Origin of the sequence: Tenacibaculum sp. M341 (genome assembly GCF_004337695.1) — a bacterium.
GTDB lineage: Bacteria > Bacteroidota > Bacteroidia > Flavobacteriales > Flavobacteriaceae > Polaribacter.
In genome coordinates this window covers 66,113-92,549 of record NZ_SJXJ01000004.1, presented here as the reverse complement: position 1 = coordinate 92,549, position 26,437 = coordinate 66,113, and the positions used below count along the sequence as shown (strand labels likewise).

The 26,437-nt window shown below is 30.3% G+C and carries 26 protein-coding genes and 1 tRNA gene; 14 read left to right on the top strand and 13 right to left on the bottom strand.

From position 1 onward, the window contains the following. The first annotated feature begins 65 nt into the window (after positions 1 to 65). The 3 genes from EYW44_RS05665 (at position 66) to EYW44_RS05655 (ending at position 3,380) form a co-directional block, all read left to right on the top strand. Positions 66 to 2,897: a VPS10 domain-containing protein gene (locus EYW44_RS05665; RefSeq protein WP_132722703.1), complete on the top strand. Its 2,832-nt coding sequence runs from the start codon at positions 66 to 68 to the stop codon at positions 2,895 to 2,897. Then, on the top strand, positions 2,897 to 3,259 hold the full coding sequence (gene folB / locus EYW44_RS05660) for a dihydroneopterin aldolase (protein WP_132722702.1): 363 nt from the start codon (positions 2,897 to 2,899) through the stop codon (positions 3,257 to 3,259). The genes EYW44_RS05665 and folB overlap by 1 nt, the downstream gene beginning before the upstream one ends. Before the next feature lie 50 nt (positions 3,260 to 3,309). Beyond that, positions 3,310 to 3,380, top strand: a tRNA-Cys gene (locus EYW44_RS05655). 608 nt (positions 3,381 to 3,988) lie between these two features. Here EYW44_RS05655 and EYW44_RS05650 read toward each other — a convergent pair. The 6 genes from EYW44_RS05650 to EYW44_RS05625 all read right to left on the bottom strand — a co-directional run bounded on the left by EYW44_RS05650 (position 3,989) and on the right by EYW44_RS05625 (position 8,254). After that, positions 3,989 to 5,047, bottom strand: coding sequence for a CNNM domain-containing protein (locus tag EYW44_RS05650; RefSeq protein ID WP_132722701.1), 1,059 nt, complete (start codon positions 5,045 to 5,047; stop codon positions 3,989 to 3,991). Positions 5,048 to 5,122: 75 nt separating this feature from the next. Then, a complete protein-coding gene (locus EYW44_RS05645) occupies positions 5,123 to 6,049 on the bottom strand; it encodes a DUF3078 domain-containing protein (RefSeq protein WP_132722700.1) in 927 nt (308 codons plus the stop codon). Between the two features lie 73 nt (positions 6,050 to 6,122). Next, positions 6,123 to 7,031: a DUF3078 domain-containing protein gene (locus tag EYW44_RS05640; RefSeq protein WP_132722699.1), complete on the bottom strand. Its 909-nt coding sequence runs from the start codon at positions 7,029 to 7,031 to the stop codon at positions 6,123 to 6,125. After that, the gene (locus EYW44_RS05635) at positions 6,979 to 7,494 is read right to left on the bottom strand and encodes a DUF2480 family protein (RefSeq protein WP_132722698.1); all 516 of its coding nucleotides are present in this window, start codon (positions 7,492 to 7,494) and stop codon (positions 6,979 to 6,981) included. The genes EYW44_RS05640 and EYW44_RS05635 overlap by 53 nt, the downstream gene beginning before the upstream one ends. A gap of 1 nt (position 7,495) precedes the next feature. Continuing rightward, a complete protein-coding gene (locus EYW44_RS05630; protein WP_132722697.1) occupies positions 7,496 to 7,816 on the bottom strand; it encodes a DUF59 domain-containing protein in 321 nt (106 codons plus the stop codon). Positions 7,817 to 7,828: 12 nt separating this feature from the next. Further along, positions 7,829 to 8,254, bottom strand: a complete 426-nt coding sequence (locus EYW44_RS05625) for a SufE family protein (protein WP_132722696.1) — start codon at positions 8,252 to 8,254, stop codon at positions 7,829 to 7,831. Positions 8,255 to 8,392: 138 nt separating this feature from the next. Here EYW44_RS05625 and EYW44_RS05620 point away from each other — a divergent pair, with 138 nt between their 5' ends. The 7 genes from EYW44_RS05620 (at position 8,393) to EYW44_RS05590 (ending at position 16,870) form a co-directional block, all read left to right on the top strand. Next, positions 8,393 to 9,319 (top strand): PfkB family carbohydrate kinase, encoded by a 927-nt coding sequence (locus EYW44_RS05620; RefSeq protein ID WP_132722695.1) that lies wholly within the window; start codon positions 8,393 to 8,395, stop codon positions 9,317 to 9,319. Positions 9,320 to 9,385: 66 nt separating this feature from the next. Then, positions 9,386 to 11,287: an amidophosphoribosyltransferase gene (locus EYW44_RS05615; RefSeq protein ID WP_132722694.1), complete on the top strand. Its 1,902-nt coding sequence runs from the start codon at positions 9,386 to 9,388 to the stop codon at positions 11,285 to 11,287. 141 nt (positions 11,288 to 11,428) lie between these two features. Next, positions 11,429 to 12,808 (top strand): tail fiber protein, encoded by a 1,380-nt coding sequence (locus EYW44_RS05610; RefSeq protein ID WP_132722693.1) that lies wholly within the window; start codon positions 11,429 to 11,431, stop codon positions 12,806 to 12,808. 94 nt (positions 12,809 to 12,902) lie between these two features. Continuing rightward, on the top strand, positions 12,903 to 14,273 hold the full coding sequence (locus EYW44_RS05605; RefSeq protein WP_132722692.1) for a hypothetical protein: 1,371 nt from the start codon (positions 12,903 to 12,905) through the stop codon (positions 14,271 to 14,273). A 145-nt stretch (positions 14,274 to 14,418) separates the two neighbouring features. Continuing rightward, a complete protein-coding gene (locus EYW44_RS05600; protein ID WP_132722691.1) occupies positions 14,419 to 15,603 on the top strand; it encodes a peptidogalycan biosysnthesis protein in 1,185 nt (394 codons plus the stop codon). 40 nt (positions 15,604 to 15,643) lie between these two features. Further along, positions 15,644 to 16,510, top strand: a complete 867-nt coding sequence (locus tag EYW44_RS05595; protein ID WP_132722690.1) for an acyl-CoA thioesterase — start codon at positions 15,644 to 15,646, stop codon at positions 16,508 to 16,510. 15 nt (positions 16,511 to 16,525) lie between these two features. Further along, entirely contained in the window at positions 16,526 to 16,870 is a 345-nt protein-coding gene (locus tag EYW44_RS05590) for an SdpI family protein (RefSeq protein ID WP_132722689.1), read from the top strand. Between the two features lie 2 nt (positions 16,871 to 16,872). Here EYW44_RS05590 and EYW44_RS05585 read toward each other — a convergent pair whose 3' ends face one another. Next, a complete protein-coding gene (locus EYW44_RS05585) occupies positions 16,873 to 17,547 on the bottom strand; it encodes an SCO family protein (RefSeq protein ID WP_132722688.1) in 675 nt (224 codons plus the stop codon). Between the two features lie 153 nt (positions 17,548 to 17,700). On the opposite strand from EYW44_RS05585, the gene rseP reads away from it, so the two are divergent. Continuing rightward, positions 17,701 to 19,044, top strand: coding sequence for an RIP metalloprotease RseP (rseP, locus tag EYW44_RS05580; protein ID WP_132722687.1), 1,344 nt, complete (start codon positions 17,701 to 17,703; stop codon positions 19,042 to 19,044). A 12-nt stretch (positions 19,045 to 19,056) separates the two neighbouring features. Here the strand turns inward: rseP and EYW44_RS22110 are convergent, their stop codons facing one another. Beyond that, the gene (locus EYW44_RS22110) at positions 19,057 to 19,221 is read right to left on the bottom strand and encodes a hypothetical protein (RefSeq protein ID WP_165872162.1); all 165 of its coding nucleotides are present in this window, start codon (positions 19,219 to 19,221) and stop codon (positions 19,057 to 19,059) included. Positions 19,222 to 19,423: 202 nt separating this feature from the next. Continuing rightward, complete coding sequence (locus EYW44_RS05575) at positions 19,424 to 20,296, bottom strand: cupin-like domain-containing protein (RefSeq protein WP_132722686.1); 873 nt, start codon at positions 20,294 to 20,296, stop codon at positions 19,424 to 19,426. Positions 20,297 to 20,417: 121 nt separating this feature from the next. On the opposite strand from EYW44_RS05575, the gene EYW44_RS05570 reads away from it, so the two are divergent. Continuing rightward, positions 20,418 to 21,011 carry a methyltransferase domain-containing protein gene (locus EYW44_RS05570; RefSeq protein ID WP_373681047.1) on the top strand — a complete coding sequence of 198 codons (594 nt, stop codon included), beginning with the start codon at positions 20,418 to 20,420 and terminating at the stop codon, positions 21,009 to 21,011. Positions 21,012 to 21,055: 44 nt separating this feature from the next. Here the strand turns inward: EYW44_RS05570 and bioB are convergent, their stop codons facing one another. Continuing rightward, positions 21,056 to 22,171, bottom strand: coding sequence for a biotin synthase BioB (gene bioB / locus EYW44_RS05565; protein WP_132722685.1), 1,116 nt, complete (start codon positions 22,169 to 22,171; stop codon positions 21,056 to 21,058). A 52-nt stretch (positions 22,172 to 22,223) separates the two neighbouring features. Then, positions 22,224 to 23,375, bottom strand: a complete 1,152-nt coding sequence (locus tag EYW44_RS05560; RefSeq protein WP_132722684.1) for a beta-ketoacyl synthase N-terminal-like domain-containing protein — start codon at positions 23,373 to 23,375, stop codon at positions 22,224 to 22,226. Between the two features lie 135 nt (positions 23,376 to 23,510). Here EYW44_RS05560 and EYW44_RS05555 point away from each other — a divergent pair, with 135 nt between their 5' ends. Further along, a complete protein-coding gene (locus EYW44_RS05555) occupies positions 23,511 to 23,951 on the top strand; it encodes a cytochrome c oxidase assembly factor Coa1 family protein (RefSeq protein WP_132722683.1) in 441 nt (146 codons plus the stop codon). Positions 23,952 to 24,011: 60 nt separating this feature from the next. Beyond that, on the top strand, positions 24,012 to 24,896 hold the full coding sequence (locus EYW44_RS05550; RefSeq protein WP_132722682.1) for a hypothetical protein: 885 nt from the start codon (positions 24,012 to 24,014) through the stop codon (positions 24,894 to 24,896). A 15-nt stretch (positions 24,897 to 24,911) separates the two neighbouring features. Here the strand turns inward: EYW44_RS05550 and EYW44_RS05545 are convergent, their stop codons facing one another. Together EYW44_RS05545 and EYW44_RS05540 are read right to left on the bottom strand one after the other, a co-directional pair. Beyond that, the gene (locus tag EYW44_RS05545) at positions 24,912 to 25,814 is read right to left on the bottom strand and encodes a 2OG-Fe dioxygenase family protein (protein ID WP_132722681.1); all 903 of its coding nucleotides are present in this window, start codon (positions 25,812 to 25,814) and stop codon (positions 24,912 to 24,914) included. 81 nt (positions 25,815 to 25,895) lie between these two features. After that, on the bottom strand, positions 25,896 to 26,432 hold the full coding sequence (locus tag EYW44_RS05540; RefSeq protein ID WP_132722680.1) for a hypothetical protein: 537 nt from the start codon (positions 26,430 to 26,432) through the stop codon (positions 25,896 to 25,898). Between the last annotated feature and the right edge of the window lie 5 nt (positions 26,433 to 26,437).

Genomic DNA, 26,437 nt, shown 5'->3' with positions numbered 1-26,437 from the left:
AAATTCAATAATAAAAATGGAAAGTATTTTTTATTTTTGAAAGTGTATTCAATCAAACCAAATCCATGAAAAAAATATTTTTAAGTGCGCTACTTATTTCTTCTTCAATAATCGCACAACAAATGCCTACAGGTGCTTTAAAAGTTAAAGAGGCTTTGCAGTTAAAAGAAAAAATGACCAAAAACTCTTTAGTTAAAAATATTCCTTTTGAAAATATTGGTCCTACTGTAATGAGTGGCAGAGTTGTAGACATTGATGTGAATCCACAAAACACTAATGAATTTTATGTAGGATACGCTTCTGGTGGATTATGGCATACAAAAAATAATGGTAACACGTTTACTCCTATTCTTGATAATGCTGCTACGCAAAATATTGGCGATATAGCTGTAAATTGGAAAAATGGAACTATTTGGGTAGGTACTGGTGAAAATAATTCTTCTAGATCTTCTTATGCAGGAATTGGTATTTTAAAATCGGAGGACAAAGGTAAGACATGGAAAAATGTTGGACTTTATGACTCTCATCATATTGGTAGAATACTAATTAACCCTAACAATCCAGAAGAAGTTATTGTGGGAGTTTTAGGACATCTATATTCTAACAATGAAGAAAGAGGTATTTATAAAACTACAGACGGTGGTGCTACATGGAATAAAACCTTATTCATTAATAATGCAACTGGAATAATTGATATACAAGCATCTCCTAACAACTTCAACACGCTTTATGCTGCTTCTTGGGAAAGAGATCGTAAAGCATGGAATTTTGATGGTGATGGAAAAAATTCTGCTATTTATAAATCTACGGATGCAGGAACTAACTGGATTAAAGTTTCTGAAAACAATGGTTTTCCGAATGGTGACGGTGTAGGTAGAATTGGTTTGGCTGTATATGATGATAATACAGTATATGCTTTTCACGATAATCAATTCCGAAGGGAAAAAGAAAAGAAAGATAAAGATTCGTCAAACGCTTTAGATAAAGAAGATTTTAAAACCATGTCTGTAGACGAATTTTTAAAACTAACAGACAAAAAACTAAACTCTTATTTAAAAACGAATGGTTTTCAGGAAAAATATAGAGCTGAAAATGTAAAACAAATGGTACGATCAGGTACTGTTAAACCAATTGATTTAGCAAAGTATTTAGAAAACGCTAATTCATTGTTATTTGATACACCTGTTATTGGAGCTGAAGTTTTTAAGACCCTAAACGGAGGAAAATATTGGAAAAAAACTCACGATGGTTATTTAGATGACTTATACTATTCATACGGTTACTATTTTGGTGAAATTCGTGTTGACCCACAAGACGTAAATGGTATTTATGTAATGGGAGTTCCAATTTTAAAATCTAAAGACGGAGGAAAAACATTTGTTTCTATTAGTAGAGAAAACGTACATGCTGATCATCAAACACTTTGGGTGAATCCAAAAGTTCAAGGACATTTAATTGACGGAAACGATGGTGGTTTAAATATTTCTTATGATGATGGAGAAAGTTGGTTAAAATTAAATACACCTCCAGTAGGTCAGTTTTACGCTGTATATGCCGACAACCAAACTCCGTATAATGTATATGGAGGTTTGCAAGATAATGGTGTTTGGACAGCCAAACATACAGCAAAAACAGATAAATCGTGGCTACAATCTGGTAAAAACCCATACCAATCTCTTATGGGAGGTGATGGAATGCAAGTTCAGGTTGATGATAGAAATCCTGATATTGTTTATACAGGATATCAGTTTGGAAATTATTTCAGAATAAATAGAAAAACTGGTAAGCAAACTTACATTCAACCAAAACATACACTTGGAGAAAATCCGTATCGTTTTAACTGGCAAACACCAATTTTGCTATCAAAACACAATCAAGATATTTTATATTTAGGAGGAAATAAACTACATAGATCTTTAAACAAGGGAGATAAATGGGAAACTATTTCTGATGATTTAACTAAAGGTGGTAAAAAAGGAAATGTAGCCTATGGAACATTAACAACTATTAACGAAAGCCCTTTTCAATTTGGATTAATTTACACTGGTTCTGACGATGGATTGGTTAAAATCACCAAAAATGGCGGAGGAAGCTGGGAAACCATTTCTAATTCGTTACCTGCCGATTTATGGGTTAGTAGAGTAATTGCTTCTAAATATAAAAAAGAACGCGTATATGTAACTTTAAATGGCTATCGTTGGGATGATTTTGGTTCGTATGTATACGTATCTGATAATTATGGAAAAACTTGGAAAAATATTGGTAAAAACATTCCTTCCTCTCCTGTAAATGTTATCAAAGAAGATACTGCTAATGAAAATGTTTTGTATGTAGGAACTGATAACGGCTTATATGTTTCATTAGACCAAGGAAATACATGGGAAGCTTTTTCTAAAAACTTACCTAATGTAGCAGTACATGATTTAGTTATACAGCCAAAAGCTAAACATTTAATAGTAGGAACACATGGTAGAAGCTTGTACAAAGCTGATATTTCAGCTTTACAAGCATTCTCTAAAGAGATACAGAATAAATCAACACATGTTTTTCCTGTTAAAAATATGAGAAAAAATAAGTTTTGGGGAAGCTCATGGAGTAAGTGGCTAAAACCTAACACTCCTGAAATGGGAATACCTTTTTACGTGAATAGCAGTAAGAAAGTAGTTTTAGATATTTTTGCAGATAAAATAAAGGTAAATACTATTACTTTTGATGCTGTAAAAGGCTTTAACGAAGCATTCTTTGATGTATCTTTTAATGAAAAAGGATTGAAAGACTATAAAAAAGAACACAAAGACAGCATCTTAAAGGAAGCTAAAAACAAAAAAACATACCTACCTAAAGGAAAGTACAAAGTAACCTTAAATAACGAAACACAAACTTTTGAAATAAAATAATGGGAATTATAAGAGTTAACGATATAAAAATATTTACCAATCACGGTTGTTTAGAAGAAGAAGCTAAAATCGGATCAGAATATAGAGTCGATCTTGAAGTGAAAACAGATTTGAATATTTCGGCAAAATCTGACGATTTAGACGATACAGTTGACTATGTTTTACTAAATAAAATAGTAAAAGAGGAGATGTTAATTAGATCTAAGCTATTAGAACATGTAGCACAACGAATTTTAGACAGAATTTTCAAAGAATCTCAAATGGTTGAAGAAGCGACAGTTAGTGTATCTAAAATTAACCCTCCTATTGGTGGTAATGTTGGTGAAGTAACTATTATTATGTCTCAACAAAGTAAAAGTTAAAAAAAGCTTGCTATAAAGAAGAAAAAGTTTAAATTTGCATTCACCAATTAGGTGTCGTGGCCGAGTGGCTAGGCAGTGGTCTGCAACACCATCTACAGCGGTTCGAATCCGCTCGACACCTCAAAACCTGTAATTTTTTACAGGTTTTTTTATTTTTTGTGACTTTTGAAAAATTCACGTGTCAGAACGATATACATATGGGTTTAAATTTTAAAAAATGAAAAACCGTAAAAATGCTTGTTTACATGTTGGGGGACAGTAAATAAGAAAATATGTAATAAGGGAGTGAGAATATCACTCCTTTTTTTATACCTGAAACTTTAATGACATTAATTTATTTTCAAAAAGCATACCGTTTTTTTTTATTAAACAAAATAAAGGTAGACACCTTAATTTCAACATATAATTCATTCTTTTAAAGAATAAAAAAGCCTTTCCTAAAAAAGGAAAGGCAGAAAGGTCTTTAATATTTAAAGTAAAATCAGTCAATCCCCCAATTTACTAATTACTAAAAAATATCTTGGTTAGACCATCCAATAAAATTATTAAAAAAAAAACAAAGACAACCCTAAAATTGTATGATCTACAATTGCTTAAATGTTTTTTACTTGAAAAATTGTGTTAGAAACAATACTAAGATAACTTAGTCAGTTTTGACATATATTATAATTAAAAAATGCTTCCAATTAAAAAACTGAAAGCATTATTTATATAAAAAAAGATTTTTTATTATTCTATAATTCCTAATCTTTTAGCCCTTTGTTCCCAACTTTTACGGGCTAAATTCTGTAAATCTTCAACATTATCACTCTCATCCATAATTTCTAAACCTAACAATGTTTCAATAACATCTTCTTGTGTTACTAAACCACTTACAGATCCATATTCGTCTACTACTAAGGCTATATGCTCTCTTTTTTCGACTAATTTTTCAAATAATTCAGGAATTGGTAAATCTCTTTTAGTTACAATAATTTCTCTCTTAATTGTCTCTAACTTCTCCTCTCCTTTTCCTCTAATTATTGCTTCTAACAGTTGATCTTTTAAAAAATAACCTACAATATTATCTGATTTTTCTGAATATAATGGAATACGTGAAAAACGTAACTTTGAATTAGCTTCAAAAAAAGATTGGATTGTTTGATTTGCATCTGCTGTAACCAATACAGTACGAGGTGTCATAATATGTTTTGTTGCAATTTCTTTAAAACTCAACATGTTTTTAATCACCTTACTTTCACTTTCCTGAAAAACACCTTCCTTTTCTGCTATTTCAGTCATTGCTGAAAAATCTTCTCTACTTAATACACTTTCTCCGTGTCCTCCTTTACCAAATAACTTGGTAAAAAGCTGTAATACCCAAATAAGTCCAGTATACTTACAAATAAAAATTAAAACGTTTAATGCTTTGGTTGTAAAACCTGCTAAAGATTTCCAGTAAGTAGCACCAATAGTTTTAGGAATAATTTCAGAAGCAACTAAAATTAACACTGTCATTACTGCTGAAACAATAAATACACCGTTACCCTCATCATTAAAAACATTCTTTGCTTGCGCACCTACTAAGATTGCTCCAACTGTATGTGCTATTGTATTTAATGTTAAAATTGCAATTAAAGGTTTATCTACGTCATTCTTTAAAATTTCTAAACCTTCTGCAAAAGCTTTACCTTCTTTCTTTTTTACATTCACAAATGTAGGGGTTACACTTAACAAGACTGCCTCTAAAATAGAGCACAAAAAAGAAAAGAAGATTGATAAAACCGCGTAAATTATAAGTAATGTCATTTTGTATTTTTTTTGTAAAAATAAAAAACCTCAAGATTATTTCACTTGAGGTTTTATTTTTTATTTACTTTTTTATTAGAATCCGTAGCTTAAACCAACTAACCAGTATGATTGAATAACACTAGGTGTAGCATCTAAACTAGAATATAATTGATTTCCTGCTCCATCTAAAGCAAGGTTAAACGTTTCTTGCTTGTTAACACGTAAACCAGACTCTAAACCTACTCCAATACCTTTCCAGATATTAAATCCTAAAGAGTTAATCCAAGTTGCATTTGATAAATCTGAAGATTCATAACTTTGGAATGTAGATAAATTAGATCTGAACTTAAACTTACCAACAGTTTTGTTGTACTCAGCAACAATTTTAGCCCCTAATGAAGATTGGAAATCTACACCAGTACTACTAAACACTAAGTTATAGTTTAAAGGATGTGCAACTACTACTAATTCTTTAATTGGCGTCCAAGTAATACCAACCCCTAAATCTAAATATCCAGGATCATTGAAATTACTAATAAATGACGTTCTATATTCTCCTAAGGTAGAAACCGCTAACTTATCTGTTAATTTATACCCGAATAAAGATGTGATGGTAAATACATCTGTAGTTCCTCTAAAACTTGTATCATCAGTTGGATCATTTTTGTCATCTAACTTTACCCAACCTAAATTTAAATTCCCAGAGTTTCTCCAAAAATATTTTTCTCTATCTAAGTTAGCATATCCATTTACAGTAACACCAATGTTACCAGCAGATGAATTAGGTACTGCATTTGAATACCAATCTGCAAATCCTGAAAAATTAGCACCAATAGTACCAAAAGCACCAAACTTCCATCCTGGAAACGCATCAATCTTTGCTTGTAATGCATCTACTTCACCTTGAATCTTTGCTACTTCAGCTGCTTTCTTTGCTTTTTCTGCTTTTAACTCTTCAACTGTTTGAGCAAATGAAATACTACTTAATAATAAGGCTGCAGCTATAACTACTTTTTTCATGTTTCTTATCTTTTGATTTTTATTAAATTCATTTTCGTAAAAGGTTAGACAAAAATAATTCTAAAAAGTCACATTAAATAATATAATTTACCCCTAATCCAAATAATTGTCTGAATTGTATTTTACTAGATGCATTATCATCTACAATAGTGTGAAAACCTAGGTTAGTAGATAAGTGCTTATTGATTTTTAAAAGAAAATTTAACTGATAATCTACATCAACATTCTGAGGCTTATCTAGATAGTCAGAATATAATGCTAACGTATTTTCCATTTCAACATCTTTAGCTAGCGTAAATTTGTAATAAGAAGATAGATTAAAACCTAGGCTAAAGCTGCTATTTCTTCCTTCATCTACTCCATATTTTCCAGAAAAAGTATCGGAAACAAAAGTGAATCTTGATGAAGACGGAGCAATGTTTACATATTTAGTTTTTGATTTTTTCCATAAAAAACCTGGTCCAAAACTTAAATACGCAGGTGAGAAAAAGTTTGACACTTCTTCTTTGGGCGTTTTACTATAATCATAACCTTTTGTGTATTGAGTTTTTAAATTATCGTAAAATGAAAAGAACCAATCATTTTTTGATTTGTAACTCAATATAGAATTGTATTCAAATCTATCATCGGTTTTTCTTGTTCCTTGTTCATCAACATAACTTAAACCGAAGCCTGAAGTTACTTTATTATCCCAATTCCAATTATCTTTATTGTAATTGAACTCGTAGTTTAAATTAAGATTACCTGCAACGGAATTACTTCCTCCTGCAATCCAGTTTGAAAATGTTGATTGATTTAATAAAAAGGTAAGTTTAGTGTTAGTTTTCCAAATTTTAGGTATACTATCCTTTTTTTCATCTTCTTGAGCAAAAGAAGAGAAACTACAACATAAATAGAGTAATGTTGTAGCTTTAATAATACTAGAATAACTAGCTATTCCTTTTTTTCTTGAATAGTGGCACAGTAGAACACGCTTCTCCATACATAATAGTTTTTACTACAGGTTGAAGCTTTTCTATAAGAAAAATATATGCACTTTCTGGTATAGGTTTATTGCTACAACCTTTAATTATTATTGGTTTGTCTGCATAAATATCAATTTCCATACCATTTATTATTTCGTTAAAGATAACTGTTTCAAGCAATTCTAAATTTCCAATAACAACTTTCTTTGCAAACGCAGCTAATTCAGTTGTTATTAAAAGGTAGGCCCAAGAAGGAATAATTGCATCTGTAGAACAAGATAATGCTACGTAACAATCATTATACTTTGACCAATCGTGATTTTTAACATGCTCTCTAAAATCTTTTTCGCGTAAGAGTAAACCTTCAAACAGCCAGTCTTTAATATCTAAAACTACACGGTTACCATTTGGATATAATTCTTCCAAATCTAAGGTTACCAATTTGCTATTTGCTACTCTATTTATAATTTCGTCTGCCATTTTAAAGCATTCCTAATTCTAATTTTGCCTCTTCACTCATCATTTCTTGTGTCCAAGTAGGATCAAAAGTAATTTCTACTTCACAATCATTAATTTCCTTTAATGTTTTCACCTTATCCTCTACCTCTACTGGTAATGTTTCTGCTACAGGACAATTTGGTGATGTTAAAGTCATTAATATTTTGGCATTGTATTCCTCAGATATAAAAACATCATAAATTAAACCTAATTCATATATATCTACAGGAATTTCCGGATCGAAAATAGTTTTTAAAACACGAACGATCTTATCTCCTAATTCTTCTAACTTTTCTTCTGTCATTGTTCTTCTTAATTAATTTGTCAATTTCGACTGTTGCGCAATAGCATACATTTTAATTTGCTTTACCATAGATACCAATCCATTTGCACGTGTTGGACTTAAATGTTCTTTTAAACCAATTTCATCTATAAAATTGGTATCAGCATCTATAATATCTTTTGGTGTTTGGTCGGAAAAAACACGTAATAATAACGCTACAATCCCTTTCGTTAAAATCGCATCACTATCAGCAGTAAAAACAACTTTATCAGCCTCAACCTCAGAGTGCATCCATACTTTAGATTGACAACCCTTAATTAAATTCTCGTCTAATTTATAATTTTCAGAAATTAATGGAAGTGATTTTCCTAAGTCTATAATATACTCATAACGCTCCATCCAGTCCTCAAACATTGAAAACTCATCAATAATTTCTTCTTGTATTTCTTTGATAGTCATTTTTTAGAACTATTTTTGCACTTTATAATTTATTTTGTGCATTTGAATATGCAAAAATACTGATAAAAATTAAGATAAACGTCATCACGAATAAAGGTAAGTCATTCGCTTTTCGTGTTAACTAAAGAAAATTTTAAAATGAATAAATTATTAGCAGTAGGAACTGTTGCTTATGATGCAATTGAAACTCCATTTGGAAAAACAGATAAAATTTTAGGTGGTTCAGGAACTTATGTTGGTTTGGCAGCATCTCAATTTGGTGTAAAAACAGGAGTTGTATCTGTTGTTGGAGGTGACTTTTCTCAGTCATACATTGATATGATGGAAGCAAAAGGAATTGATACTTCTGGAATTGAAATTGTAAAAGATGGTAAAACTTTTTTCTGGAGTGGAAAATATCATAATGATATGAACTCTAGAGATACTTTAATTACTGAATTAAATGTATTAGAAACTTTTACTCCAGTAGTACCAGATTCTTTTAAAGATGCTGAAGTAGTAATGTTAGGTAACTTACACCCATTAACTCAAGCATCTGTATTAGATCAAATGAATGAGCGTCCAAAATTAGTAGTTTTAGATACTATGAATTTTTGGATGGATATTGCTTTAGCTGATTTACATGAAGTTTTAAAAAGAATTGATGTGATTACTATTAATGACGAAGAAGCTCGTCAGTTAAGTGGAGAATATTCTTTAGTAAATGCTGCTAAAAAGATTCATGAAATGGGACCTAAATATGTAGTGATTAAAAAAGGAGAGCACGGAGCTTTATTATTTAATGATGATAATATGTTTTTTGCACCTGCACTTCCTTTAGCTGAAGTTTTTGATCCGACTGGTGCTGGTGATACTTTTGCTGGTGGTTTCTGTGGTTATTTAGCTAAAACAGAAAACTATTCATTTGAAAACATGAAAAATGCTATCATTTATGGTTCAAACTTGGCTTCTTTTTGTGTAGAAAAGTTTGGTACTCATAGAATGGAAGATTTAACCAAAGAAGAAGTTCAAACTCGCTTGAACTTATTTAAACAACTAACACAATTCGACATAGAGTTAGCATAACACAAAATCCGCGCTTTTTTGCGCGGTTTTTTTATACATAAAAACAACACAACAAGGAAACAAAGAATGAGTGACGAGTTAAAACATGAGTGTGGTATAGCACTTGTAAGATTGTTAAAACCTCTAGATTATTACAAGAAAAAGTATGGTACTGCTTTTTACGGATTAAATAAGTTGTACTTACTTATGGAAAAGCAACATAATAGAGGTCAAGATGGTGCAGGTTTAGCTAGTATAAAATTTAATGTAGACCCTGGCACTAGATATATTAGCAGAATTAGATCAAACAAAACACAACCTATTCAAGATATTTTTGGTCAAATTAACAACAGAATTAATGATATTTTCGAGAAAAATGAAGATAAAATTAATGATGTTGCTTGGCAAGAAGAAAATATGCCTTACATCGGTAACTTGTTTTTAGGTCATGTTCGTTATGGTACTTTTGGTGGTAATAGCATTGAAAATGTACACCCTTTTTTACGTCAAAGTAACTGGAAACATAAAAACTTAATTGTTGCTGGTAATTTTAACATGACAAATTCTGGTGAATTAATGAAAGAATTAATCACCTTAGGGCAACATCCAAAAGAAGCTACTGATACAGTAACTGTTATGGAAAAAATCGGTCATTTCTTAGAAGATGAAGTTGCCGATACTTACAAAAAAGCAAAAGCAGCTGGTTTTAACAAAAAACAAGCTTCTCCGTTTATAGAAGAGCATTTAGATGTTCAACGCATTTTAAAACGTTCTTCAAGAAATTGGGATGGAGGTTATGCAATGGCTGGTTTATTAGGTCATGGTGATGCTTTTGTTTTAAGAGATCCTTCAGGAATTCGTCCTGCCTTTTGGTATAAAGACGACGAAGTAGTAGTAGTTGCTTCTGAACGTCCGGTTATTCAAACTACATTTAATGTACCTATTGATGAAATTAAAGAAGTTCCTAGAGGGAAAGCTTTAATTATAAAGAAAAACGGAACAACATCTGTAGAGAGAGTTCTTAAGAAAAGAGAGAAATTATCATGTTCTTTTGAAAGAATTTATTTTTCTAGAGGTAGTGATGCTGATATTTATCAAGAGCGTAAAAATTTAGGAAAATATGTTTTTCCTGAGGTATTAAAAGCTATTGATGATGATATTGCTAATACTGTTTTTACTTACATACCAAATACTGCTGAAACTTCTTATTACGGAATGATGGAGGCTGCTGAAGATGTATTGAACCAGCAAAAAACAGCAGATATTTTAGCTGGAAATGGTAAATTATCAGCAGAAAGAGTTACTGAAATCTTATCGCAAAGACCAAGATTTGAAAAAATAGCTATTAAAGATGCTAAACTAAGAACTTTCATTACCGATGATAGCAGTCGTGATGATTTAGTGGCACATGTATATGATGTTACTTACGGAGTTGTAAAACCTACTGATAATTTAGTAATTATTGATGATAGTATTGTTAGAGGAACTACTTTAAAGAAAAGTATTATCAAAATTTTAGATAGACTATCTCCGAAGAAAATAGTGGTTGTATCTTCTGCTCCTCAAATTAGATATCCTGATTGTTATGGTATTGACATGGCTAGAATTGGTGATTTTATTGCTTTTAAAGCTGCTTTAGCATTGTTAAAAGAAACTGATCAGTATCATATTGTTGACGAAGTTTACAAGAAGTGTAAAGAACAGCAGTTGATTGAAAATAACGATAACATTATTAATTTTGTAAAAGAAATTTACGCTCCATTTACAGATGAAGAAATCTCTAAGAAAATTGGCGAAATGTTAAAGACTGAAGAAGTAAACGCTGAAGTTGAAATTATCTATCAAACTGTTGAAGGGTTACATAATTCTTGTCCAAAAAACAAAGGTGATTGGTATTTTACTGGTGATTACCCTACAAACGGTGGTCATAGAGTAGTTAACCAAGCTTTTATTAATTTTTACGAAGGAAATAATAAAAGAGCTTATTAGTGTTAGATATTAGTATTGAGATTTTTCTTTACTTCTTTAATCTAAAAGATTCTTTTTTAGAACTATAGTATAAAAGGTGCAAAAAATAATTTATTTTTTTGCACCTTTGCGCTTCTTAAAAAAATTAAACCTTAAATTATTATGAAATTAAAAATTGCATTTTTTGCTTTAATGGGAGTGACTCTTATTTTAAATGCTCAAATAGTATCTAAAAATTTTAATGTGCCAATAGCTAATAGTTATGTTAAGGTCTACCAAATAACAACAAAAAGTCGTCAATTAGCTTCTAATGTTAAAATTTCTGCAACTAGTCATACTGGTAATCATGTTGGTAATTTTACAGCAGAAATTTTAGTAAACCATCATAAGGATATATTTGTTAAAACAACATCAGGAGGATATACTCAAGGAACCATAAAAATTGAGAGCGATAATAACGGGAGTTATTTTATGTCTTATAAAACTACAAGTCCAAATGCAGGAAGGTATTACTTTACAATTGAAGCATTGAGTAGTGAAATAAACATAGTTACTCTACCTACAGGCGTTGCACCAACTCAAACCGTTCATCAACATAATACAAACTTTGGAACTCATGAGAGTAGTACTAAAACTGGTACAGGAAAAGTGTTAACATCTATTTATGGCGGCGATACCAAGTTTTCTGACTTATATCTTGCTTCTGGTAATGTAGAACAAAAAGGGAGTAAAATATACCAAAAGTTCACAGATAACAACGGAGGTGCAGAAGCCAATATACAATTCTACAGAAATAAGAGTAGTCGAGGTGGAGGGATTAGATCATCATCAGAGATTCGATTTGCTACTACTTCCAGTTCTTATAGAGCAGACAACTTAGGTTTATCAACCAAAATGATTGTGAAGGGTAATGGTAATGTGGGGATTGGGGTTACTACACCTTCTAATCCTTTACACATTGTAAGTAGTTCTAACCACCATCAGTTAAAATTACAAGGAGCAAATGGGAAACACTCTTGGATTCAGTTTTATCCTAATGGTACTAATTTGTTGAATTGGCAAGTTGGAGCTAATACTAATGGTTTTAGTATTTATGATATAACTAATTCTAAGTATAACTTTACAGTATCTAACTCAGGTAACGTGGGTATAGGTACCATAAAACCAACTGCTAAACTAGCTGTAAATGGTAAAATTCATACCAAAGAAATTCGTGTTGATTTAAACTTAACCGATTGGGCTGATTTCGTTTTTTACAACGATTACAAACTTCCTACACTTACAGAAGTTGAAAATCACATTAAAGAAAAAGGTCATTTAAAAGATATTCCTAGTGCTAAAGAAGTAGCACAAAATGGTATCTATTTAGGTGAAATGGATGCTAAATTATTACAGAAAATAGAAGAATTAACTCTGTATACTATTCAGCAAGAGAAAAAGATTAAAACTTTAGAAGCTGAAAAAACGAAGACTGAGAAACTAGAGAAAGAAGTTGAAACTTTGAAAAAATTAGTTTCTCAACTTTTAAAAGACAAAAAATAATTTAAAACACTATTTTAAAAACGATTATATACAAAGGAACAAAAATATTTTTTGTTCCTTTGTGCTTTTAAAAAAATTGAAAACACAAATTATTATGAAATTACAATTTAAAATTGCATTTGTTGCTGTGATCTTTTTATCTATTGTAGATGTAATTTATGCACAAGAAGATTATAATTTTGATCCTGGTTCTCGTGGTCCAAATGAAAACACTTACTACTATAAGTTTGCAGAATTACCTATTTCTAATTCCGCTTCAGGTGAAATACTAACTGTAAAATTAATAGGAGGTTCTTTTTTTAGTTCTGCAAAAAAAACAGAAGAGATGTACTTTGCAAACAGAGGTGGATTTAAAGGCTATTTAACAAACAGGCATGGTAATTTATGGCATAATGTTAATATTGAAGCATATTCAGAAAGCAGTGGGAGTATAGGTATATATCTAGTAATGAAGAGCTCTTGGTCTCATGGAAAAGTAATTGCATCTGTATCAGGAGCTAACAGTCAGAACATTTTAAAAAGCAACCCTCCAAGATTAATAAACCTTCCTTCTGGATCCAAACTTTTCTCTAGCACTGATGCAAATAACAAAGGATTGCAAATGTTAGAAAATGGTAATCTTGGTATTGGAATTACGAATCCTGACGCTCCGTTAGAAATTCGACAAAAAACTGATCCTAATAAAGATAGAGCATTAGTAATTTCTGAATCAGGTAATACTCAAAAAATATACATGCATTTAGCTAATAATACTGCTGGGCAGTATGGTTTTTTCTCATTAGGAAGTAAAACCAATTTACGAGGTAACGGTCAAGTTTCTTCTTTTGGTGGTGATTTAGGTATTGGAATTACAAACCCTGAAGCGCCATTAGAAATTCGTCAAAAAACAGATCCTAATAAAGATAAAGCATTAGTAATTTCTGAATCAGGTAATACTCAAAAAATATACATGCATTTAGCTAATAATACTGCTGGGCAGTATGGTTTTTTCTCTCTTGGATCTAAGACAAATTTAAGAGGTAATGGGCAAATGTCTTCTTTTGGTGGGGCATTAGGTATTGGAACTACAAATGTCGGTGATTGGAAATTAGCTGTAAATGGAAAAATTAGAGCAAAAGAAATTAAAGTAGAAACAGACTGGGCTGATTTTGTTTTTTACAACGATTACAAACTACCTACACTTACAGAAGTTGAAAATCACATTAAAGAAAAAGGTCATTTAAAAGATATTCCTAGTGCTAAAGAAGTAGCACAAAATGGTATCTATTTAGGTGAAATGGATGCAAAATTATTACAAAAAATCGAGGAGTTAACCCTATATACAATTCAGCAAGAGAAAAGTTTACAATCACAAAAAGAAGAAATTGAAGACTTAAAAAAAGAAAATGAATTGTTAAAAACATTAAATTCTAAATTATTAGAAATTCAGAAAAGACTTGATAAATTAGAAAATAAAAAAGACTAATTTAAAGTTCATATCTAAAAACTATTTGTCTGTTTAAGTATTAATGACTTAAACAGACATTTTTATTTTAGTTCTTTACATCTAAAATTGAAATACAAATTCTTAAATTGTACTCCGCAACAAACATAACCAATTAATTAGCTATTTGAACTTTTGCAAAACAGTACATAACGCTCAGTTTTACAATTCGATTTATGATATTCCTGAAGAAATATGGAAGAATCTAAATTGTACCAATAATTTGTATTTTGATCCAACTTATTTGTCTTCCATAGCAACTCATCATCCAGATATTGAATTTTGGTATATTATTTTACTTGATAATCATCAAAACCCGATTGCATTTGCAACTGTTCAAATAGTAAATTTTTATCTAGATAGCATTAAAAACGAACTACAAAGTTTTGTTGATAAAATAAAAACGATTGGTAGAAAACTAAGAATACTTTCTTCAGAAAAACCTTTAAAAATTCTTACTTGCGGAAACACTTTTGTAAGTGGTGAACACGGAATATTTATTAAAGAAAATGAGTCAAAACAAAAAGTAATTCAAGAGTTGGCAAAATCAGTTGTCCATTTTGTAAATGTTGAGAGGCAATCTAAACATAAAATAAGTGGATTTATGTTAAAAGATTTTGAAAAAGAATCACTGTCTAGTACTAATGAATTATTAGAATACAATTACCATTCTTTCAATGTAGAACCTAACATGGTGATGCATATTCATTCAGATTGGAATCATTTTGATGATTATTTAGCTGCTGTAAAAACAAAGTTTCGTGTAAAAGCTAAAAAAGCCATAGAACGAAGTTTTACTTTAGAAGAAGTAATTATTGATGAGCATAATTTTGATGAATTTTCTGATCAAATTAAAAAATTATACAAGAATGTATCTTCTAAAGCTGGGTTTAATTTAGGTATGTTTAATGTTTTAACTTACAAAAGCCTAAAAGAGAACTTAAAAGAAAATTACATCATAAAAGGTTATTTATTAAAAGGAAGATTAGTTGGTTTTTTATCAGCTATGATCAATCAAAAAAGTTTAGACGCTCACTTTGTTGGAATTGACTATCATTTAAACAGAGAATACGCTATTTATCAAAGAATGCTATATGATTATATTAAAATAGCTATTGATCAAAAACTACATCAAATAAATTTTGGTAGAACAGCTAGTGAAATCAAAAGTTCTGTAGGAGCTATTCCGCAAGATTTAACAATTTACTTTCGTCATAAAAACAGTATTCCTAATAAAATATTAAGCTTTTTTACACATAAAATTCAACCTACATCTTTCGCACAAAAGTTTCCATTCAAAAAAGTTAACTAACTTAGCAAATAAACTATTTAATCCTAATTGAGTACTCGTTATGAAAAACGTACAAGACCTTTTAGACATACTTTTATTAGAAGAAGAAGGTAACAATAATTTTAAAGGAATTAGTAGAGCTATTGGTAGTCCAAATGTTTTTGGCGGACAAGTTTTAGCTCAAGCATTAAATGCCGCCAGTAGAACTATTAAATCAAATAGAATATTACATTCACTTCATGCCTATTTTTTAGAAGCTGGTAAATTAGATACTCCAATAAATTATCATGTTGATGAAGCTAGAGACGGTGGAAGTTTTTCTACTAGAAGAGTAACTGCTACTCAAAAAGATGAAACCATATTTATTTTAGCTTGTTCTTTTCATAAAAAAGAAGAAGGTTATGAACATCAAATTGCAATTCCTAAAAACATAAAACAGCCAGAAGAATTATTAAGCTGGACTGAAATGCTTATTAAATTCAATGATTTTTTACCCAAAAACTTAAAAGCTTTTTTAAGTATTGACAGACCAATAGATTTTAAACCTGTTGAAGTTAAAAACTTCTTAGAAAGAAAAGATACCACTCCATTAGTAAATGTTTGGTTTAAATTAAAAGGAAATGTTGCTGATATTTCACTGGATATAAAACAGCAAATATTAACGTATATTTCTGATTATAATATTTTAACCGCTTGCTTAAACCCAAATGCTAGTAAAGCAAACTTTATGAATACTCAAATGGCGAGTTTGGATCATTCAATGTGGTTTTATCGTGATTTCGATTTTAACGATTGGATGTTGTTTTCTATTGAAAGTCCAAGTACCTTTGGCGCCAGAGGTTTTGCTCGCGGAAACATTTTCACTAGAGATGGTAAATTAATCGCCTCTGTTGCTCAAGAAGGTTTAATGAGACCTATGAAAAATTAATTTAAAAACATTTAAATGAACCCATTTTATTACGTATTATCTGTAAACGGATTATTATTTGCTCTTAGTTTAGTTTTTTATTTTTTCCCTCCAAAGAAAATAAATGCATTGTATGGATATAGGACGAATAGAACTATTATTAATGATAAAATTTGGGAACAAGCCAATACATTTTTCAGAAAGCAACTTTTAATATATGCAAGTATTACTTTAGTCGCTAGCTTGTTTTTTGCCTATATAAAACCAGATATTACTTGGCAACCAATGGCTTTAATGTTACTTTCATTAGCTGTTTCTGTTATTAAAACTGAACAAGAACTTAATAAAACTTACGATAGAGAAGGGAATAAAAAGAAGTAGTACTATTCATACTCTTCTTTTAGCAACTCAATATCTTTAACTATTTTTTCGACGTTTTCAAACTTTGTTCCATCATACATACCTCTTATTCGTTTGTCCTTATCAATAAGGATAAAGTTTTCGGTATGAATAAAATCTTGCAAACCTCCGTCTCCTTCATCTAAAACGGCAAAATAACTTTTTCTGGCAAGCTCATAAATATGCTTTTTACTACCTGTTGTAACATTCCATTTACCATCAATAATTCCTTTTCTTGTTGCGTAATCTCTAAGTACAGGTACACTGTCCATTTCAGGAATTACAGAATGTGATAAAAACATAATATCATCATCTTTTTCAAATTTTTTCTGAAGCTCTTTCATATTATTTGACATCGGAATACAAATTCCTTTACATGTCACAAAAAAGAAATCTGCCACATAAATCTTTCCTTCATAGTCTTTTTGAGTAATTGTTTTACCATTTTGATTTGTCAATTCAAAATCTGCAATTGTATGGTTTTTAGTAAACATTCTAATTGATTTATCTACTAGTTTTGGGTTTACATCTGCTGGATTATAAATTGGTAACTTATAATCAGTACGAACCAAAAAGTAATAAAAAGGTAAGCAAACTATAGTAAAAGTAATTAAAAAGAAAAAAGTGTATTTAGATTTTTTAAAAAAGCGAAAATTCATTTCAATAGTAATTGGAACTACAAAAATACTGCTTAATAAAAAGCTTTCCTAAAATCTTTGTTAAAACATCCAACTCATAATGATAGGCGTTTTTACAACTCTTTATAAAAATGTACATTTGCACCTTATAAATTACGACACAAAAAACCATTTATGGAAATTTTAATAAAGGCATCGCAATTCATTTTAAGTTTATCATTACTTATTGTTTTACACGAGCTAGGACATTTTATTCCTGCTAAATTATTTAAAACTAAAGTTGAAAAGTTCTACTTATTCTTCGATTACAAATTCTCTTTGTTCAAAAAGAAAGTTGGAGAAACTGTTTATGGTATTGGTTGGATTCCTTTAGGAGGATATGTAAAAATTGCAGGAATGATTGACGAGAGTATGGATACCGAGCAATTAAAAGAAGATCCAAAACCTTGGGAGTTCCGTTCTAAACCAGCTTGGCAACGTTTAATTATAATGTTAGGTGGAGTTATTGTAAACTTTATATTAGGTTGGTTAATTTATGTAGGTGTTACTGCTTATTGGGGAGATACTAATATTGCACCTGACGGAGTAAAAAATGGTTTTGCTGTTGCTGAATTTATGAAGCCTTATGGTTTTGAAAGTGGTGATAAAGTTTTAAAAATAAATGGTGAAACTCCAGAAGATGTATCAGACATCAATAAATTCTTATTTCTACGTGATGTAAAAACTGTTGATGTACAACATACAAATGGTACTACTGAAACATTATCTGTTCCTGAAAATATAGGATCAATCATGTGGAAAAATGGAGACATGCAACCTTTTAGAGAAAGAATTTTTCAACCTGTTATTGATACTGTTATAACAGATCAACTTGCAGAAAAAGCAGGTATTTTAAAAGGAGATAAAATCGTTGCGGTAAATGGTACTAAAATTGATTACTGGGAAGAATTTATGAAGCTTACACAAGGTTCAAACGAAAAGCTTTCTTTAGAAATTGAAAGAAAAGGCGAAGATGAATGTAAAAAGTTTGAAATTTCTTTTAAAAACATTGAAGAGAAAAAGATTGGTGTAGCTCCTAATTCTGATATTGAAGTTTACAAAGCAGCTTTAGAAACATATCATAAAGATTATTCTTTAGGTGAATCTTTTGCTGTAGGTAGTAGTAAAGCCTACTGGACTTTAAAAGATTATATTTCTCAATTTAAGTATGTATTTACTAAAAAAGGAGCACAAAGTGTAGGTGGATTTATTTCTATTGGTAAAATATTCCCTTCTATATGGAGCTGGAAATCATTTTGGAATATCACAGCTTTACTATCAATTATGCTAGGTTTTATGAACTTATTACCTATTCCTGCTTTAGATGGTGGACATGTTGTGTTCACTTTATGGGAGATGATTACAGGAAAAAAACCAGGGGATAAGTTTTTAGAATATGCTCAAATGGTTGGTTTTGTTATTTTAATAGCTTTACTACTGTTAGCAAATGGAAACGATATTGTGAAGCTATTTAAATAAAATTAATTGTTCTTAAGAAGCTTTAGCTTTTAAAGGAACATTTAAAAATGAGAACCAATAATAGTCTTTTCTACAATCTAAACAATTATATCGTTTTATAAAAGGTAAATGTTTGGTAAAATTAGTTCTTCTTCTTCTTATTCTGTTTGAAGAACCACAGTGAGGACATGTTTTCATGAGGTTGTTATTTTGTATCTAACAATTTAAAAATAAAAACAATACTATTTAAAAATAAAGAAGGGGGGTTTTCCCCCTTTTTGTTTTTCTGTAAAAAATTTAAAATTTATTTACACTTAGTTTACCCAAAAAAGAAGCATAAAAAACACCTGCAAATTCAAATTTGCAGGTGTTTTTTTATTTAAAATATTACATCAATTTCTTAAGAAGAAATATTATTTACTTTATTAGTTCTTACAATTGCTTGCTCATTTTTCCAGTCAATCCAATTCTGACCTTTGATACGACGCATGATATTATCAATTGTTCGCATGACAAACACGTTGTAAATAGCTTTTCCTAAGTTTTTAGGCTTTCTTGCTATTGCACGTAAGCTCATAGAAAAACCTGGCGTTATATAGCGCATATAATGCCAATATCCTTCTGGCATGTATAAAACATTTCCATGCTCTAATTCTGCTACAAAACCTTGGGCTTGTTTTAATGCTGGCCACTTTTCAAAATCAGGATTATTAAAATCAATATCCTCTCTTGTAATTAATGAATGTGGAATTTTATACAAGTGTTTATTCTGTTTTTGATCGAATAAAATACACTTCTTTTTTCCTTCAAAATGAAAGTGAAAAATATTTGCTAAATCTATGTCGTAATGCATAAATGTATAAGAATCCGTTCCTCCAAAAAACAACATTGGTAAACCTTTCATTAAACGTAAACCAAAATCAGGATACGAAAAGTCTTTTTGTAAAATAGGAACTTCTTTAAGAATATTCCATAAGAAAATTCTAAATTTTGTAGGCTCACGCTTCAATAAATCTACATACTCACTCATTTTCATTTTTGCATGAGGCTCGTTAAACCCATCCTTGTAATCTACAGGACGATCATCATATAAAGGCACTGTTTTATCACCAGCTACCTCTTTCATATATTCTAAAGACCATTTAGAATATGCAGGCCAATCTTCAATAAATCGCTCTATAACCACAGGTTTCTGCGGCTTAAAATAGTTTTTGATAAAGTCTTCTTTAGTAATAGTTTCAACTCTATCTATTTGTTGCAATTGTAATTTCATCTGTTAATATTAGATAATCGCAAAGTTAAGAAAATGTTACGATCTAATTTGGAATCATTCTCCCTAACGAAAGTTAAAAAAACTACAAATTTATTAAATTTAACGACAAAATTAATTTTACATGATTGATTTATCTGAAGATTTTTGGACTAACAAATATAAGAGTCAAAAAACAGGCTGGGACTTAGGTGAAATTTCAACTCCTTTAAAAGCGTACTTTGATCAATTAGCAAATAAAAATCTTAAAATATTAATTCCTGGAGCTGGGAATTCATACGAAGCTGAATACTTATTTCAACAAGGATTTAAAAATGTTTATATTGTAGATATTTCAAGAGAACCTTTGATTAACTTTAAAGAGAGAGTTATAAATTTTCCTGAAGAACAACTTATCCATAAAAACTATTTTGATTTAGAGGGTCGTTTTGACTTAATTATAGAACAAACATTCTTTTGTGCAATTAATCCTGAAAAGCGAGCGACATATGTTCAAAAAACACTCGATTTACTCAAAAATAATGGAAAATTAGTCGGGTTGTTATTTGATGCTAAATTAAATAGTGATCATCCTCCTTTTGGAGGAAATAAAGCATCGTACCTTGAGTTATTTAAACCCTATTTTGAAATTGAAACAATGGACAAATGTTATAATTCACTTGGTAATAGACAGGGAATGGAACTTTTTATTAAACTAAAAAAGTACTTAAAAATGTAACTTTACACTTTTAAGTACTTTATAGTTTTTATGATAAAGGGAATTTAGCTTTTTTTCACTTCTAAAGCTCTCTTCTCTTTTGCTTCTTGCTTCTTCTGCTCGTTTCTTTCAATCTTATGCTCAGGTCTGGTCCATTTTGGCTTTTCACCTAAGTTCTGGTATTTTGAATCTTCAGCTTCAACTGTTTCTGGTTGCATCTTTTTAATAAATGGTTTTTGAGGATTTAAGCCTAACAACTTAAATAACTTCATATCTTCATTTACATCAGGATTTGGCGTAGTCAATAATTTATCACCAGCAAAAATTGAATTTGCTCCTGCAAAGAAACACATTGTTTGTCCTTCTTGACTCATTGTAGTTCTACCAGCAGATAAACGAACTTGCGTTTCTGGCATTACAATTCTTGTAGTAGCTACCATACGAACCATTTCCCATATAGAAACTGGTGTTTGATCTTCTAATGGTGTACCATCAACCGCTACTAAAGCATTAATTGGTACTGATTCTGGTTGTGGATTTAATGTAGAAAGTGCCACTAACATTCCAGCTCTATCTTCTATAGCCTCACCCATACCAATAATTCCACCAGAACAAACTGTTACATTTGTTTTACGAACATTATCAATAGTCTCTAATCTATCTTCAAAACCTCTAGTAGAGATTACCTCTTTATAATACTCTTCAGATGAATCTAAATTATGATTGTATGCATATAAACCTGCCTCTGCTAAACGGTGAGCTTGATTTTCGGTTAACATACCTAAAGTACAACAAACCTCCATATCAAGTTTATTAATGGTACGTACCATTTCTAAAACTTGTTCAAACTCTGGTCCATCTTTTACATTTCTCCATGCAGCTCCCATACAAACTCTAGAACTTCCTGAAGACTTAGCACGTAATGCTTGTGCTTTTACTTGTTGAACAGACATTAAATCGTTTCCTTCAACATCGGTATGATACCTAGCTGCTTGTGGACAATAACCACAATCTTCTGGGCAACCACCAGTTTTTATAGATAATAACGTAGATACTTGTACTGTATTCGGATCGTGATGTTTGCGATGAATAGTTGCTGCTTCATACAATAACTCCATCATCGGCTTATTATAAATCGCTAAAATTTCTTCTTTCGTCCAATTATGTCTAGTCTCGCTCATAAAGTCATTTGTTTACTTCACCAAATGTAGGAAAAGTAATTGTATTATTATATTATTTTGAAATTAAAACTGAAACAGCATTACCACCAAAACCAACAGCATTTACAATAATTTTTTTCAGTTGTTTTGGTTGTTCTTGTTGTTCAGCATAAGGCACTGCAATTACTTCTTGATTTGTTAGCATTAATAAACCTAACTCTAAATTTAATAACCCTGAAGCGCCAAAAGTATGCCCTATCTTCCACTTATTTGTTGTTAAAAAAGGGCTATGATCACCAAAAACAGCTTTGATTGCATTTACCTCAGATGTATCTCCTTTCATTGTACCAGGAGCATGCATTACAATGGCATCAACTTCATCTAAAGCTATATTTTTGCAAGCCATTTTCATCGATTTTTGAAAACACTCTGCATTGGCTGTTACCGATGTATTGTGTTTTAAAATTTCAGTAGCATATCCAATTCCTTCTATTTTAGCAATTGTTTTGTTTGAGATTTCATTTTCTAAACAAACCACAGCAGCCCCTTCTCCCAAAACCATAGTGTTTTTTGTTTTGGTAAAATCGAAAGCTTTACATGGATACTTTCCTGTTTCTTTTGAATAAACTTTTAAAGCCTTCATTTGAGCCAGCGTAAAATCTGTTAACGGAGCTTCACTTCCGCCAACTAAAAATTTATCACATAAACCCGATTGAAGCCATGCAACTCCGTTTAATAATGAATGTAAAGCCGTGGAACAGGTTATTGAATGTGAAACCTCTGGTCCTTCAGTTTGCAAATCGTGCGCTACCCAAGATGAAATATTACCCAACGTCGTTGTAGGTGAGCTTAACGTTGATGAATTCCCCGTTTCTAAAAATTCTTTATGATATTTTTCAAATAAACTAGTGGCTCCTCTTGAAGACCCAATGTTGATTCCAAAATTATCATGTGTACCCCAATTCGATTTTTTTACTGCTTCTCTTGCACAAAACAAGCTAAATAAAACAGTATCATCTAAATTCTTGTACTTGTTGTCAGAGTTTTTAACTTCATCAAGTAACTTTCTATCTTCCTCAGAAATAGCTGCCGTCCAAGCAGAAAAATTTTCAAATTCTTGCTGCTTAATTCTATGATCATCATCGCTATAACTTTCCCAAACATTCTCTGTATTACTTCCAAGTGCAGATATAGAAGCAAAAGATGTTATTGATATTGGTTTCAATCTGTAAAAATTTTTCGCAAAATTAAAAACTAAATAACATATAACCTGTTTTTTGACCTGTTATTTTAAAAAGCTTTCTTTGTTCAACTCTTCTATGAATCTAAAATTTTATATCTTTCAAATTAAAACATACGTATGGAAAATAGAAACGAAAAAAGTTGGATTGGTAAAAATTGGCCTTGGTTATTACCTGTTGGTTGCTGTTCTGGGTGCTTAATTATGATTTTAGTTTTTGTATTTGGAGTAGGAACTGCTGCTTTTGGAATTTTTAATGCACTTGTAGATTCTTCCCCAATGGAAGATGCTGTAATTTTAGCTAGTAATAATGAAAAAGTTGTTGAATATTTAGGTGATGATATTGAGTCTTCTGGATTTCCTAACGGAGAAATATCAATAAACAATGATGATGGGCATGTAGATTTTTCTATTGGAATACATGGTACAAAAGGTGAAGGTGTTTTAGTAGTTAAAGGTATTAGAGTAGATAAAAAATGGGTGTATGAAGATTTGTATGTTACCATTAAAGAAACAGGTGAAGAAATCAATTTATTAAACAACAATACTGTTTACGAATAACGCAAAACATCTTTTAAACAAAGAATAAAAAGTGCTACTTTTACCTCAAATTTAATATGTATGATTGATAAATTACACCACAACATTATTGATAATTACGATAATTTAAAGTATAGTTTATTAAAAGCTCAAACCTTTGACGAAGAACATTACGGTTTTCCAGAAATTTATTACAAAATAATGGAAACTGACTTACAACGTGTTAATGCGTTTAAAAAAGCTTTTCAAATTCATAATAATTTTAAAGATGCTGTTGTTTGTGAAGTTGGAGTTGGCACACTTCCACTTACCAAGCTTTACATGCCTTTTGTTAAAAAGGCTTATTTAATTGAAAATAATCCAGATTTAATTCCTTTTATTAAAGAGGAAATTGCAAAATACGATTGGGCAGATAAAGTAGAAGTTATTTTTGCTGATGCATTAACTGTTGAATTACCTGAAAGAGTTGATCATGTAATTGGTGAACTTATGAGTATTTATTGTGCTAATGAATTTCAGGTACAGATATTTCAACACATGCGCGATTATTTAAAACCTAACGGGAATTTATTTCCAAATAGAATTGTAAACTTTGCTCGTTTGTGCGAAGCTCAAATTGATGATAACATTCATCACTACCCTGTTATGTTTACCAGACATCAACCAATGTTTTTAACGCAACAATTTTTAGTAAATGAAATTGAGTTGCTTAAAGAAAAGAAACAAGGAGTCCGTTTAAGTTTTTCCGTACCTGTTTTATTTTCTGGTACAGTAAATGCGCTGTATTTAGAATCTTATGTAGAAGTTACAGAAGGAGCTAATTTTACAGGAACCGATAGTTTAATGCCGCCTACAATTTTAAAAACTACCAATACTCAAGAGGTAAAAGCTGGTGATTTAGTACATATTGATTTTAACTTTGATTATGGTTCTTCTTTAGATAAAATAAGTTGTGTTTTATCCTAAACAAACAGTGTTATATTAGAACATTTCAATATCTAAACCAATAACATCTCTAATTCCTTTTTCATTTATGTTAACAGGACTTATTGGTGTTACATAATGCCACAAATCATTTCCGAATGTTTTTTCTTCACCGGTATCTGCTTGAAATGCAAACTCACCCTGATTTAAAACCTTACTAAAAATCAATTCATTCCCCTCTTTTACCTGCTCATATATTTGAGTTTCACCTCCAGATATATTTTTTCTGTTTATAACTAAAGCTGACATAATGTAAGGTGTTCCATCTTCATGAACTCCTTCCGGGGAATTCTCTCCTTTTATTTTTCCTTGACTAATAGTACGCATAAAATGGCTAGTGATTTTAAGCTTCGTTATTTCTGGATGAATACTTTGTACCAAGTTAAAAACATTACAAAGTAATTCTTTAAATAATTCATTATCTACAACTTCCTTCTCCGCTTGCTTAAACACACGTTCCCAACTTCTAAAATCAGCAACTTCTTGATTGAATGATTCTGGATATATTCTTTTTATCTCAATACTTTCTTCTATTTTTTCTACTAAAAAAGATGAAATATTTCTTTGTCGAGTTATTGTTGAAATACTTGAAAAAAGAGTTTTCTGTTCCTCTGATAACTTCTCTAACCAAGGCGTTAATACTTCTTCTCCTACTCTTTTTTCAAAATAAGATTTATGAATACTTTCAATTGATTCTATATCTGTAGTAAAATGCTTTTTTAGGAAATCAATTTGTTTTTCTCTCACCAAGTAAACATCATCTTCAAGATCATTAAAAAAAGGGATAAAAGCTTCTAAAAAAGTAGCTGAATCTATATTTAAATCATTTAAAGAACCAATTCTAATTGGTGATTTAATCGTTTTATTAATATCTCTTGAAATATCCTTCTCGGTAATCATTTCTCTATTTTTTGCGAAGATAGTTATCGTTTTTATTAATCAAACAAATATCTAATTCAAGATCTAAGAAACTTATTTAAGTTATATTCTTTTCTTTATTAAGCTTGCTAGTTTAACACCTAACATACCAGCTTCTTTTGAATATTTTTCATCAACTTGAAAATTAAATATTCGAAACTCAGTATTGTCATTTATCAAATACAATTCAATATTTCTAAAATAAGATCCAAAACTTGATTGTGAACTAACATATTGGGTTTCTCTTTTCAATTTAATCTTCATATCTGAATTAAGAAGAAATACTTTCACTTTAAACCCATCCATGAATCTAATTTCATTATTTGTTACTTCAACAAAATCTATTATCTGTTTTATAATCACATATAATGAAAACACAACCATAATTCCACCTAAAATAGTACCAAGAATTATAGAAAGTAAATCATTCCCTTTTAAAAAAGACACTAATATTAAAAACAAGCCACCAACTAAGAAGAAAAGAATACCAAAATTGAATTTATTAAAAAGCTTAAATTTTGATTGAATTAATAATCTTTCTTCTGTATCTGATACAGATATACTAGCTGTATTTATTATATCTTTTAATTCTTCTTTCATTACTT